The organism is Variovorax cryoconiti (assembly GCF_051216395.1).
GTDB lineage: Bacteria > Pseudomonadota > Gammaproteobacteria > Burkholderiales > Burkholderiaceae_C > Variovorax.
Genome location: NZ_JBPJZI010000001.1, coordinates 194,708 through 206,236 on the forward strand (window position 1 = coordinate 194,708; position 11,529 = coordinate 206,236).

Annotated in this window: 12 protein-coding genes; 8 read left to right on the plus strand and 4 right to left on the minus strand. The window is 68.0% G+C overall.

What is annotated here, in order from left to right; genetic code table 11:
- Nucleotides 1–124: 124 nt before the first annotated feature.
- Together ACSFA2_RS01015 and ACSFA2_RS01020 are read left to right on the plus strand one after the other, a co-directional pair.
- Complete coding sequence (locus tag ACSFA2_RS01015; protein ID WP_435453456.1) at nt 125–1,000, plus strand: lysophospholipid acyltransferase family protein; 876 nt, start codon at nt 125–127, stop codon at nt 998–1,000.
- Entirely contained in the window at nt 997–1,881 is an 885-nt protein-coding gene (locus ACSFA2_RS01020; protein ID WP_435453457.1) for a lysophospholipid acyltransferase family protein, read from the plus strand. Before ACSFA2_RS01015 ends, ACSFA2_RS01020 begins: the two co-directional genes overlap by 4 nt.
- Here ACSFA2_RS01020 and ACSFA2_RS01025 read toward each other — a convergent pair.
- Together ACSFA2_RS01025 and yihA are read right to left on the minus strand one after the other, a co-directional pair.
- The gene (locus ACSFA2_RS01025) at nt 1,875–2,789 is read right to left on the minus strand and encodes an alpha/beta fold hydrolase (protein ID WP_435453458.1); all 915 of its coding nucleotides are present in this window, start codon (nt 2,787–2,789) and stop codon (nt 1,875–1,877) included. The two genes, ACSFA2_RS01020 and ACSFA2_RS01025, sit on opposite strands and share 7 nt — an antisense overlap.
- 52 nt (nt 2,790–2,841) lie before the next feature.
- Nucleotides 2,842–3,525 carry a ribosome biogenesis GTP-binding protein YihA/YsxC gene (yihA, locus tag ACSFA2_RS01030; protein WP_435453459.1) on the minus strand — a complete coding sequence of 228 codons (684 nt, stop codon included), beginning with the start codon at nt 3,523–3,525 and terminating at the stop codon, nt 2,842–2,844.
- Nucleotides 3,526–3,595: 70 nt separating this feature from the next.
- Between yihA and ACSFA2_RS01035 the strand changes: the two genes are divergently transcribed.
- The 5 genes from ACSFA2_RS01035 (at nt 3,596) to ACSFA2_RS01055 (ending at nt 9,623) form a co-directional block, all read left to right on the plus strand.
- Nucleotides 3,596–4,267 carry a c-type cytochrome gene (locus ACSFA2_RS01035; protein WP_435453460.1) on the plus strand — a complete coding sequence of 224 codons (672 nt, stop codon included), beginning with the start codon at nt 3,596–3,598 and terminating at the stop codon, nt 4,265–4,267.
- Nucleotides 4,268–4,401: 134 nt separating this feature from the next.
- A complete protein-coding gene (locus ACSFA2_RS01040) occupies nt 4,402–6,537 on the plus strand; it encodes a cytochrome c biogenesis protein ResB (RefSeq protein WP_435453461.1) in 2,136 nt (711 codons plus the stop codon).
- Complete coding sequence (ccsB, locus tag ACSFA2_RS01045; protein ID WP_435453462.1) at nt 6,534–7,850, plus strand: c-type cytochrome biogenesis protein CcsB; 1,317 nt, start codon at nt 6,534–6,536, stop codon at nt 7,848–7,850. The genes ACSFA2_RS01040 and ccsB overlap by 4 nt, the downstream gene beginning before the upstream one ends.
- Nucleotides 7,851–7,933: 83 nt before the next feature.
- Entirely contained in the window at nt 7,934–8,944 is a 1,011-nt protein-coding gene (msrP, locus tag ACSFA2_RS01050; RefSeq protein ID WP_435453463.1) for a protein-methionine-sulfoxide reductase catalytic subunit MsrP, read from the plus strand.
- Nucleotides 8,945–8,972: 28 nt separating this feature from the next.
- The gene (locus tag ACSFA2_RS01055) at nt 8,973–9,623 is read left to right on the plus strand and encodes a protein-methionine-sulfoxide reductase heme-binding subunit MsrQ (protein WP_435454152.1); all 651 of its coding nucleotides are present in this window, start codon (nt 8,973–8,975) and stop codon (nt 9,621–9,623) included.
- Between the two features lie 24 nt (nt 9,624–9,647).
- On the opposite strand, the gene lysA is transcribed toward ACSFA2_RS01055, so the two are convergent.
- On the minus strand, nt 9,648–10,925 hold the full coding sequence (gene lysA / locus ACSFA2_RS01060) for a diaminopimelate decarboxylase (RefSeq protein WP_435453464.1): 1,278 nt from the start codon (nt 10,923–10,925) through the stop codon (nt 9,648–9,650).
- Nucleotides 10,922–11,149 (minus strand): LPS translocon maturation chaperone LptM, encoded by a 228-nt coding sequence (gene lptM / locus ACSFA2_RS01065; RefSeq protein WP_435453465.1) that lies wholly within the window; start codon nt 11,147–11,149, stop codon nt 10,922–10,924. Before lptM ends, lysA begins: the two co-directional genes overlap by 4 nt.
- Before the next feature lie 36 nt (nt 11,150–11,185).
- Here lptM and cyaY point away from each other — a divergent pair, with 36 nt between their 5' ends.
- A complete protein-coding gene (cyaY, locus tag ACSFA2_RS01070; RefSeq protein WP_435453466.1) occupies nt 11,186–11,515 on the plus strand; it encodes an iron donor protein CyaY in 330 nt (109 codons plus the stop codon).
- The last annotated feature ends 14 nt before the right edge of the window (nt 11,516–11,529 follow it).

Below are 11,529 nucleotides of genomic sequence, written 5' to 3' on the forward strand. Positions count from 1 at the left end.
CGCGCGGCGCTTGTGCGTGTCGCCCTGCAAGTAGTTCCATAACTCAGCGACAATTTCATTCTATTCCAGCCCGGCCGCCCCTGCATTCGGGCATCAAGCAGGCCACCGCCCCCCAGTTTCCCGAATGATCCTTTTCTTCCGATTGCTCGCTCGCGTACCGCTGCCCTGGATGCAGCGGCTCGGCGTGGCGTTCGGGTGGCTGGTGTGGTGGACGGCGCCCGACTACCGGCGCCGCTTTCGCACCAACGCCGAGGCCGCGGGCTTCACGCCGGCGCAGTACCGGCCGGCCATCGGTGCGGCCGGTGCGATGGCGGCCGAATTGCCCTGGCTGTGGTCGCGCCCGCGCGGCGAGAGTGTCCTGCCGCGCATCGTGCGCTGGGAGGGTGCCGCGGATTTCGAGGCAGCGATGAACGAACGCAAGGGCGTCATCTTCATCACGCCGCACCTGGGCTGCTGGGAACTGTGCGGCCAGGCCGTCGCTGAGCGCTACGAGCGCACCTACGGACCGCTCACCGCCTTGTACCGGCCGCCGCGCAAGGCCTGGATGGCCGAACTGGTCAAGGGCTCGCGCGACCGCGCCGGCCTGCAGATGCTGCCGACCAGCGTGGCAGGCGTTCGGGGCCTGATTCGATCGCTGCGCGCGGGCGGCTACACCGGCATGCTCCCCGATCAGGTGCCACCGCTCGGGCAGGGCGTGTGGGCACCTTTCTTCGGCCGGCCGGCCTACACGATGACCCTGCTGCAGCGCCTCGCGCAGCAGACGGGTGCGCATGTGTTCCTGTGCGTGTGCGAGCGTCTGCGCGGGGCGCGCTATGCGATCCGTTTCGAAGCCTTCGACGGCACGGCGATGAGCGACCCGGGCTCGACGCCCGAACAGGCGGCGACGGCGCTCAACCGCGGTGTCGAGGCACTCATCCGGCAACTGCCCGGGCAGTACGTCTGGGACTACGCGCGCTTCAAGCAACCCAAGGCCGAAGCGCCCGAAAGCGCGGCGGCATGAGCTTTGCAAGCCGTCTGGGCATCGTCTTCATGCGGGCGATGGCCCATGTTCCCTTGCCGGTGTCGCGCGGGTTCGGCGTGGTGCTGGGCCGGCTGCTGCATACGGTCGCCGTGCCACGCCGGCATGTGGTCGACATCAACCTCGCCCTGTGCTTTCCGGAGAAGTCGGCGGCCGAGCGGCGGGGCATCGCGCGCGAGACCTTCGTCTTCGTCGCGCAGTCCTGGCTCGACCGCAGCTGGCTGTGGCATGCGCCGGAATCGGTGGTGCGGCAACGCCTGCGCGTGGTCGGGGCGGCGCCCGAGATCGAGGAGATGGCGCACGGCAGCGCGCCGATGATCCTGTTCGCACCGCACTTCTACGGGCTCGACGCAGCGGCCACGGCGCTGACCATGCACACGGCGCGGCCGTCCACCACCATCTACACGACGCAACGCGATCCGCTGATCGACGACTGGATCCGCGAAGGCCGCAAGCGCTTCGGCAACGTGATCACGCTCAACCGGACCGAGGGCATCAAGCCGATCGTGGCCGGGCTGCGCAAGGGCGGGCTGCTGTACCTGCTGCCGGACATGGACTTCGGGCGCGACCAGACGGTCTTCGTGCCGTTCTACGGCGTCCAGGCCTCGACCATTCCGTCGCTCTCGCGTTTCGCTCGGCTGGGCAAGGCCAAGGTGGTGCCGATCGTGTCGCGCCTCACGCCCACGGGTTACGACATCGAGGTGCTGCCGGCCTGGCAGGACTTCCCGAGCGACGACGCAGTGGCGGACACGGCGCTGATGAACCGGCGGCTGCAGGGCTATATCGACGCGATGCCTTCGCAGTACTACTGGGTGCACCGGCGCTTCAAGACGCGCCCCGAGGGCGAGCCTCCCGTCTACTGAGTGCGCCGGATGAAGGCGGCGATCTCGGCGATCACCCGCTGCGGCTGCTCATGGACGATCCAGTGTGTCGCACCGGGGACCCTCACCACCTCGAGCGCGGGCACGTAGTCGGCGAGTCCGTCGAGCAGCCCCGGCAGCAGGGCGCTGTCGTCCAGTGCCCACAGCACCAGCGTCGGCACGTCGACGGTGAGCCGCTCGCGCGGCAGCAGCGGGATCGCATCGGGTGACTGGCCCTCCAGTGGCGGCTTCAGCGGCGTCACCGCGTAGAGGTTGCAGGCGCCGCGCAGCCCCGCATCCCACAGCGCGCGGTACTGGTCCTTGACCGTGTCGGTCAGCCAGCCGAAGCGCTCGGCGCCCGCACCCATGGCCGTGAAGAAGGGCCACAGGCGGCGGTAGTCGTCTTCGGCGAGCAACGCGGGTGCGTCCGGGCGCGCCAGGAAGTGCATGTAGGCACTGGCTTGCTGCTGCGCCGGGTTCTCGCGCAGCTCGCGCGCGAAGGTGCCGGGGTGGGGCGAATTGAGGATGACCAGACGCCGCAGTTGTGTGGGGAAGGCGTTGGCGAAGCCCCAGCCGAAGGCGCCGCCCCAGTCGTGCGCGACCAGGGTGTCGATGCTGCCGTCGGCACTTTCGGCGGCGGCGAGCTGGCGCACGTCCTGCACCAGCAGGTGGGGCCGGTAGTCCGCGACGGCGGGCGGTGCGCTGGACTCTTCGAAGCCGCGCAGGTTGGGCGCGATGCAGCGGTAGCCGCCGTGTGCCGGCTGCGCGAAGTGTTCCAGGAGTTCGTCCCAGATGAAGGCGCCCTCGGGGAAGCCGTGGAGCAACAGCATCAGGGGGCGCCCGGGCGTGCCGCTGGCGCGGCAGCTGAGCGTGATGCCGTTGGGCAGCGTGCGCTGAAAGGTTTCGATCATGCGGCGGTCTCCGGTCGTGGGCGCACGGGCCGGCCGACCGGTGCCGCCGGCGTCAGGGCTCGGGATGGGCCCAGCGCCACAGCAGTTCGGCGGCCTCGTCGACGCCTTGTTTCTTCAGCGCCGAGAACAGTTTGACCTCGCCGCCGCCGGCCTGCAGTCGCACGATCGACAGCGCCTTGGCGCCTTCGGCGCGGGTCAGCTTGTCGGACTTGGTCAGCAGCACCAGGAACTTCAGCCCGGCCTCGACGCGCGGGCGAATGACTTCGAGCAGGATCTCGTCGAGCTCGGTCATGCCATGGCGCGGGTCGCACATCAGCACCACGCCGCGCAGGTTCTCACGCGTCATGAGGTAGTTGCCCATCACACGCTGCCAGCGCAGCTTGGCCTCGCGCGGCACCGCGGCATAGCCGTAGCCCGGCAGGTCGGCCAGCACGGCGTCATCGACCTTCTGCTTGCCGACGCCGAACAGGTTGATGTGTTGGGTGCGGCCGGGCGTCTTGGACGCGAAGGCCAGGCGGGTCTGCTGCGTGAGCGTGTTGATGGCGGTCGACTTGCCGGCGTTGGAGCGGCCGACGAAGGCGATCTCGGGCAGATCGAAGGCCGGCAGGTGCTCCAGCTGGGGCGCGCTGGTGAGGAAATGGGCGGTGTGCAGCCAGCCCAGGGCCGCGCGGATCCGGTCGGGTGCAGGCGCCACCGGCGGCGTTGCGGTGGCCGGTGAGGGCGCAGGGGAGGTCATGAGGAGGCTTTCGGTACGGGGCACCATTGTAGAATCGCGGGGTTTTGCGCCACAAAAACGAGCCCCCGACATGAAGTTGTTTGCCTCTCACCTGCTTGCAGCCATCATCTTGGGCGCCGCCGTCGGCGGTGCCTTCGCGCAGGAACCCGCCGCCGCGGGGGCTGCAGCGGCAGCCAAGCCGGCCAAGCCCGATCCGGCCAAGGGCGACGCGATCTTCAACGCCACCCCGGCCAACAGCCAGAGCTGTGCGTCGTGCCACAACGCCGACGGCAACTCGGCCATCGCGGCCAATCCGAAGCTGGCGCAGCAGCACCCCGAGTACATCCTCAAGCAGTTGCAGGAGTTCAAGTCCGGCAAGCGCAAGAGCGCCATCATGAAGCCCTATGCCTCGGCCCTGTCGGACGAGGACATGCGCAACGTCGCCTGGTTCGTGGGCTCGAAGACGGTCAAGCCCGGCTTCGCCAAGGAGAAGGACCTGGTCTCGCTCGGCGAGAAGATCTACCGCGGCGGCATCGCCGACCGCACCATCCCGGCCTGCGCCAGCTGCCACAGCCCCAACGGCGCCGGCCTGCCCGCGCAGTACCCGCGCCTGGGTGGCCAGCATGCCGACTACACCACGGCCCAGCTCGTGGCCTTTCGCGACGGCGTACGCGCCAACAGCCCCCAGATGACCGGCGTCGCCGCCAAGCTGAACGACCGCGAGATCAAGGCGGTGTCGGATTACATCGCCGGCCTGCGTTGATCGCCCCATCGTTCGCGGTGTTCTTCGCGTGAACTAAGCGCCGACAAACCAACCCAACCGGGCGGGCCGATCCAGACGGATGGCCCGCCTTTTTGCTTTCCAGAGCGCCTGCTCCTCCCTTCCCCGCACCTCGCATGTCAGTCTCCACCCACGGTCTCCGCGTCCGCCGCGGCCCCCAGGCACTTCGTGCCGGGGTGGAGCTGTTCTCGTCGATGCGCTTCGCCATTGCGCTGCTGACGATCATCTGTATCGCCTCGATCATCGGCACGGTGCTCAAGCAGCACGAGCCGATCGGCAACTACATCAACCAGTTCGGACCCTTCTGGGCGGCGCTGTTCCGTGCCGCACGGCTCGATGCGATCTACGGCGCCTGGTGGTTCCTGCTGATCCTGCTGTTCCTGGTGATCAGCACGTCGCTGTGCATTGCGCGCAACACGCCCCACATCCTGAAGGACCTCAAGACCTTCAAGGAAGACATCCGCGCGCAGAGCCTCAAGGCCTTCGGCCAGCGCGCCGCGACCACGCTCGGCGAAGTGCCCGAGGCGGCGGCGCAGCGCATCGGCCAACTGCTGACCGGTGGCGGCTGGAAGGTCAAGCTGCAGCACCGTGAGGGCGCCGGCTGGATGGTCGCGGCGCGCGCCGGCGGTGCGCACAAGCTGGGCTACATCGCCGCGCACAGCGCCATCGTGCTGATCTGCATCGGCGGCCTGTTCGACGGCGACCTGGTGGTGCGCGCGCAGACCTGGTTCAACGGCAAGAGCGTGTTCACCGGCGGCGGCATGATCGCCGACGTGCCGGCCGAGCACCGGCTGTCGCCGTCCAACCCGACCTTCCGCGGCAACATCCTGGTGCCCGAAGGCGGCCGCTCGAGCGTGGCCATCCTGAACCAGTCCGACGGCGTGCTGCTGCAGGAGCTGCCCTTCGCCATCGAACTGAAGAAGTTCATCGTCGACTACTACTCGACCGGCATGCCCAAGCTCTTCGCGAGCGAGGTGGTGCTGCACGACCGCGAGACCGGCGCCGCGGTGCCCGCGCGCATCGAGGTCAACCATCCCGCCAGCTACAAGGGCGTGGAGATCTACCAGTCGAGCTTCGACGACGGCGGCTCGACCGTGAAGCTCAAGGCGGTGCCGATGGCCGCAGCCGCCAAGCCCTTCGAGCTCGAAGGCACGATCGGGAGCAGCTCCGACATCACCAACGGCAGCGACAAGCTCACGCTCGAATACGTCGCGCTGCGCGTCATCAACGTCGAGAACTTCAGCGACGAGGCGAATGGCGCCATGACCAGCGGCGCCGATGTCCGCAAGGTCGACCTGCAGCACAGCCTCGAGTCCCGCCTGGGTGCCGCCAACAAGACCAACAAGCCGAAGGTGCTGCGCAACATCGGCCCGAGCATCGGCTACAAGCTGCGCGACGCGGCGGGCCAGGCCCGCGAGTACCAGAACTACATGGTGCCGGTCGACGCCGGCGACGGACAGCCGGTGTTCCTGCTCGGGATGCGCGAGCGGCCCGAAGACCCGTTTCGCTACCTGCGCGTGCCGGCCGACGAGAACGGTTCGATGGACGGCTTCACCCGCATGCGCGATGCGCTGGCGGATGACGCGCTTCGCGCCCGTGCGGTCGAGCGTTACGTCACGCGCGCCAGCGACCCGCAGCGTCCTGAGCTGGCCGAGCAATTGCGCGCATCGACCACGCGCGCGCTGGCGCTCTTCGCCGGCACCGAGCGCGTCAAGGCCGATGCGACCAGCCGGGGCGGCTGGCAGGCCATCGCTGAATTCATGGAATCGAACGTGCCCGAGGCCGAGCGTGCCCGCGCCGGCGCGGTGCTGGTGCGCATCCTCAACGAGGTGCTGTTCGAGGTGCTCAACCTGAGCCGCGAGCGTGCCGGGCTGGCGGCGCTGCCGGGCGACGACAAGTCGCAGGCCTTCCTCACGCAGGCGGTGCTGGCCATGAGCGACGCGCATTTCTACCCGGCGCCTTTCGCGATGATGATGACCGACTTCAAGCAGGTGCAGGCCAGCGTGTTCCAGGTGGCACGCGCCCCTGGGAAGAGCGTTGTCTACCTCGGATGCCTGTTGCTGATCATCGGCATTTTTGCCATGCTGTACGTGCGCGAACGCAGGCTGTGGATCTGGCTGGTGCCCGAGGGCACCGATGGCAGCGGCGCCACGATGGCCTTCTCGGTGAACCGTCGCACGATGGACAGCGACCGCGAATTCGACAATCTCAAGAACAAGCTGCTCGACCTCCACAAGGAACCGGCGCCATGACGACCACCACCCTGACCCTCAACGACAGCTGGCTGACGCGGCGCAACGCCTTCGACTGGGTGTTCGCCGCGCTGGTCGTGGCCGGGGGGCTCTTCGCCTTCTCGCGCTATGCCGCGTCGATGGACATCTACGAGAAGGCGATCCTGCTGGGCACCATGCCCGCGATGATCTGGCTCGGCTGGTTCTGGCGGCCGCTGCGCGTGCTGGCCGTCGTGGTCGCCGCCGCGGCGGTGCTGGCCATCACGTCGTATCAGGGCGACCTCGCGCGGGCCGACACGGTGTTCTGGCTCAAGTACTTTCTGTCGAGCCAGTCGGCCATCCTCTGGATGAGCGTGCTGTTCTTCATGAGCACGGCCTTCTATTGGCTCGGCCTGTTCGGCGGCAAGCAGGGCGATGCGCTGGAGCTCATCGGGTCGCGCCTCGCCTGGGCGGCGGTCACGATGGCGCTGATCGGCACCATGGTTCGCTGGTACGAAAGCCACCAGCTCGGCCCGGACATCGGTCATATCCCGGTCAGCAACCTGTACGAAGTGTTCGTGCTCTTTTGCTGGCTGACGGCCACGTTCTATCTGTACTTCGAAGAGCGCTACGCCACGCGCGCCATCGGTGCCTTCGTGATGCTGGTGGTGAGCGCGGCGGTCGGCTTCCTGCTCTGGTACACGCTGGTGCGCGAGGCCCACGAGATCCAGCCGCTGGTGCCGGCCCTGCAGAGCTGGTGGATGAAGCTGCACGTGCCGGCCAACTTCATCGGCTACGGCACCTTCGCGCTGGCCGCCATGGTGGCCTTCGCCTACCTCATCAAGGAACAGGCGCAGGAAACGCGCTGGTACAAGCTCACGCCGATCTGGCTGCTGGGCGTGGCGCTGTGCTTCGTGCCGGTGGCCTTCCGCCAGCGGGTGCAGGAGGCGGGCGGCAGCTACTGGGTGGTCTATGCGGGCATCTCGGCGCTGATCGCGGCGGGCATCCTGCTCGGGCGCAAGCGCATCGCGGCACGCCTGCCGGCCAACGAGGTGCTGGACGACGTCATGTACAAGTCCATCACCGTCGGCTTCGCTTTCTTCACCATCGCCACGGTGCTCGGCGCGCTGTGGGCGGCGGATGCCTGGGGTGGCTACTGGAGCTGGGACCCGAAGGAAACCTGGGCCCTGATCGTCTGGCTCAATTACGCGGCCTGGCTGCACATGCGCCTGGTGAAGGGGCTGCGCGGCACCGTGGCGGCCTGGTGGGCGCTGGGTGGCCTGGCGGTGACGACCTTCGCCTTCCTGGGCGTGAACATGTTCCTGAGCGGTTTGCACAGCTACGGCACGCTTTGATCCAGACGCGCCGGCGCTGCGTAACCAAATCGGCTTCCGCAACGAATTCAGGGTGAATCACCCTCGTCATTGAAAGGCGCGTCATGTCCCATCGTTCCCGTCAAGATCTCATCGACCGCGGTTTCCTCCACGCGGCCTCCAGCGACATCACGCCCCGCGCGGCCTACGAAGGGCGCCGCGACATGCTCAAGCTCCTGGCCGGCGGTGCGGCCGGTGCCGCGCTGGCGTCGTGGGCTGCGCGCGATGCGCTGGCGCAGGCCACGGCGCCCGGCAAGCTGGCACCGCTGAAGGGCGCCAAGTCCAACGTGCCCGGCGCGCAGACGATGGAGAAGCTCACCGACTACAAGGACGCGTCGAGCTACAACAATTTCTACGAGTTCGGCACCGACAAGGGCGACCCGGTGAAGAACGCCGGCACGCTGAAGACGCGCCCCTGGACCGTCGAGGTCGAGGGCCTGGTGAACAAGCCTGGCAAGTACGGCATCGAGGACCTTTTGAAGCTGAGCGCGCAGGAAGAACGCATCTACCGCCTGCGCTGCGTCGAAGGCTGGTCGATGGTGATCCCGTGGGTCGGCTATTCGCTGGCCGAACTCATCAAGAAGGTCGAACCGCAGGGCAGCGCGAAGTACGTCGAGTTCGTCACCCTCGCCGACCCGAAGACCATGCCCTTCGTCGGCTCGCGCGTGCTCGACTGGCCCTACGCCGAAGGCCTGCGCATGGACGAGGCGATGCACCCGCTCACGCTGCTGACCTTCGGCATGTACGGCGAGGTGCTGCCCAACCAGAACGGCGCGCCGGTGCGCCTGGTGGTGCCCTGGAAGTACGGCTTCAAGAGCGCCAAGTCGATCGTGAAGATCCGCTTCGTCGAGAAGGAGCCGGGCACCGCGTGGAACAAGGCCGCGGCCAACGAGTACGGCTTCTATTCCAACGTGAACCCGAACGTCGACCACCCGCGCTGGAGCCAGGCGACCGAGCGTCGCATCGGCGACGGCAGCGGCCTGTTCGCCAAGCGCACCAAGACGCAGCTCTTCAATGGCTACGAGGCGCAGGTCGGGCAGCTCTATGCGGGCATGGACCTGAAGAAGTTCTATTGAGCGCGGGCCCGTGTCGATTGCCGCGACCGTGAACAAGCTGCTGCTGCACCCGGCCGCCAAGCCGTTCGTCTTCCTCGCGTGCCTGGCGCCGTTCGCATGGCTCGTCTACGGCGCCTTCACCGACGGGCTGGGCGCCAATCCGGCGGAATACCTGATCCGTTCGGCCGGCGACTGGACCTTGCGCTTCCTGTGCATCGTGCTGGCCGTCACGCCGCTGCGTGTGATGTTCAAGCTCAACGGGCTGGCGCGCTACCGGCGCATGCTGGGGCTGTTCGCGTATTTCTACGTCGTGATCCACCTGCTGAGCTACGGCTGGTTCGACATGGGCTTCGACGTGCCCGAGATCGCGAAGGACATTGCCAAGCGGCCGTTCATCCTGGTCGGCTTCGCGGCCTTCGTGCTGCTCACGCCGCTGGCCGCCACCTCGTTCAACCGCGCGATCAAGGCGTTGGGCGCCAAGCGCTGGCAGCGGCTGCACAAGCTGGTCTATGTGATCGCCGGGCTGGGCCTGCTGCATTTCTTCTGGCTGCGCGCGGGCAAGAACAACTTCAACGAGGTGTTCGTCTATGCCGGCATCGTGGCCGTGCTGCTGGCCTGGCGGGTGTGGCACTTCGTGCGCCAGAAGAAGGCCGTGGCGTCGCGCCCCGTCACCGTGTCGCGCGCGCAGCCCTCGAAATAAGGGTCTGCGCGACGGCGGCTGTCGTCAGTCGAAGCGCTCGGTGCGCAGCTGATCGTCGAGGCTCTCGCGCCGGCGGATGAGCGTGGCGCGGTCGCCGGCCACCAGCACCTCGGCCGCCCGGCCGCGGCTGTTGTAGTTGCTCGCCATCGACATGCAATAGGCGCCGGCCGAGAGCACGGCCAGCAGGTCGCCGTCGACCACGTTCAACGCCCGGTCGCGACCGATCCAGTCACCGCTCTCGCAGATCGGGCCGACCACGTCGTAGGTCGTCTCGGTGCCGGCGGTGCGCTCGGCCAGCGGCACGATCTGGTGGAAGGCCTGGTACATCGCAGGGCGTGGCAGGTCGTTCATGGCCGCATCGACGATGCAGAAGTTCTTGTCTTCGCCGGGCTTGGTGTAAAGCACCTCGGTCACGCAGACGCCGGCGTTGCCGACCAGCGAGCGGCCCGGCTCCACGATCAGCTTGCGATCGCCGAAGCCGCGCGCGTCGAGCCGCGCGAGCAGCTGCTTCCACAGCACGTCGGCCGCCGGCGGGGTGTCGTGGTTGTAGTCGATGCCCAGGCCGCCGCCGAAGTCGAGGTGGTGCAGCGGGATCCCGGCCTGCTCGATGGTCTGGACCAGGTCGAGCACGCGCTCCAGTGCATCGAGATAGGGCGAGGCTTCGGTGATCTGCGAGCCGATGTGGCAGTCGATGCCCACCACCTCGATGCCCGGCAGCGAGGCCGCGTGGCGGTAGACATGCAGGGCGCGGTCGTGCGCCACGCCGAACTTGTTGCCCTTGAGGCCGGTCGAGATGTACGGATGCGTCTTCGGATCGACGTTCGGGTTGATGCGAATGCTGATGCGGGCCCGCTGCTTCTGCGCGAGCGCCACCGCATTGAGCACGTCGAGTTCGGCCTCGCTCTCCACGTTGAAGCAGGCAATGCCCGCGGCGAGCGCCTGGCGCATCTCGTCGCGCGTCTTGCCGACGCCCGAGAAGATCACCTTGGCCGGGTCGGCACCCGCTGCCAGCACCCGGGCCAGCTCGCCGCCCGAGACGATGTCGAAGCCGCAGCCGGCTTCGGCGAACACGCGCAGCACGCCGAGCGAGGAGTTGGCCTTCATCGCATAGCAGACCAGTGCGTCCCGACCCTCGAAACCACGGCGGTAGGCCGCCAGCGCATCGAGCATCCATTGCTTGGAGTAGACGAACAGCGGCGTGCCGTGCTCGCGGGCGAGCGCGGCGAGCGACAGCGCTTCCACCTGGAGCGTGCCGTCGCGGACCGCGACATGCGGATGGCCGGGGAGGCGGGGGGCGGTCACTTCGCAACCCCCGTGCTCGCGGGCGCGCTGCTGGCCGCGGCGGGCGGTGCCACGGCGGCGTCGGCCGGCGCGGCCGTCGCTGCATCACTGCGCGTCGACGGGAGGATCAGGCTCGGCAGCGTGGCGCGGTTGGCAGCCTCCGGCACCGTGGGCATGTACAGCGGGCCCTTGAGACCGCAGCCGGCCAGGCCGACCCCGATGGCGAAGAGGCCAGCGGCGCTCATTAGAATTTGACGGACGTTCAACATCGCGAAATTGTAATGACCGACTCCGACTACATGGATCGTGCGGAAGCCGCCCTGGCCGCCATCGAGCGCGCCTGCGACCGCATCAACGACGCCACGGAGGCCGACATCGACAACCAGCGGGTCGGTGGGATGATCACTTTGAGCTTCCCCAACGGCAGCCAGTTGATCGTCAACCTGCAGAAGCCGCTGCAGGAGATCTGGCTGGCGGCACGCTCCGGCGGCTACCACTACCGGCACGACGGTGCGGCGTGGGTCGACACCAAGACCGGCGAAGAGTTCTTTTCGAACCTGTCGCGCGAGGCCTCGCTGCAGGCGGGGCTGCGGCTCGAATTCGCCGCCTGAGCGGCCGGGCTCAG

Excerpts from the sequence above, each read along its gene's own strand:
- ACSFA2_RS01015 (WP_435453456.1), top strand. The coding sequence starts at position 125 with ATGATCCTTTTCTTCCGATTGCTCGCTCGCGTACCGCTGCCCTGGATG.
- ACSFA2_RS01020 (WP_435453457.1), top strand. The coding sequence starts at position 997 with ATGAGCTTTGCAAGCCGTCTGGGCATCGTCTTCATGCGGGCGATGGCC.
- ACSFA2_RS01025 (WP_435453458.1), bottom strand. The coding sequence starts at position 2,789 with ATGATCGAAACCTTTCAGCGCACGCTGCCCAACGGCATCACGCTCAGC.
- yihA (WP_435453459.1), bottom strand. The coding sequence starts at position 3,525 with ATGACCTCCCCTGCGCCCTCACCGGCCACCGCAACGCCGCCGGTGGCG.
- ACSFA2_RS01035 (WP_435453460.1), top strand. The coding sequence starts at position 3,596 with ATGAAGTTGTTTGCCTCTCACCTGCTTGCAGCCATCATCTTGGGCGCC.
- ACSFA2_RS01040 (WP_435453461.1), top strand. The coding sequence starts at position 4,402 with ATGTCAGTCTCCACCCACGGTCTCCGCGTCCGCCGCGGCCCCCAGGCA.
- ccsB (WP_435453462.1), top strand. The coding sequence starts at position 6,534 with ATGACGACCACCACCCTGACCCTCAACGACAGCTGGCTGACGCGGCGC.
- msrP (WP_435453463.1), top strand. The coding sequence starts at position 7,934 with ATGTCCCATCGTTCCCGTCAAGATCTCATCGACCGCGGTTTCCTCCAC.
- lptM (WP_435453465.1), bottom strand. The coding sequence starts at position 11,149 with ATGAGCGCCGCTGGCCTCTTCGCCATCGGGGTCGGCCTGGCCGGCTGC.
- cyaY (WP_435453466.1), top strand. The coding sequence starts at position 11,186 with ATGACCGACTCCGACTACATGGATCGTGCGGAAGCCGCCCTGGCCGCC.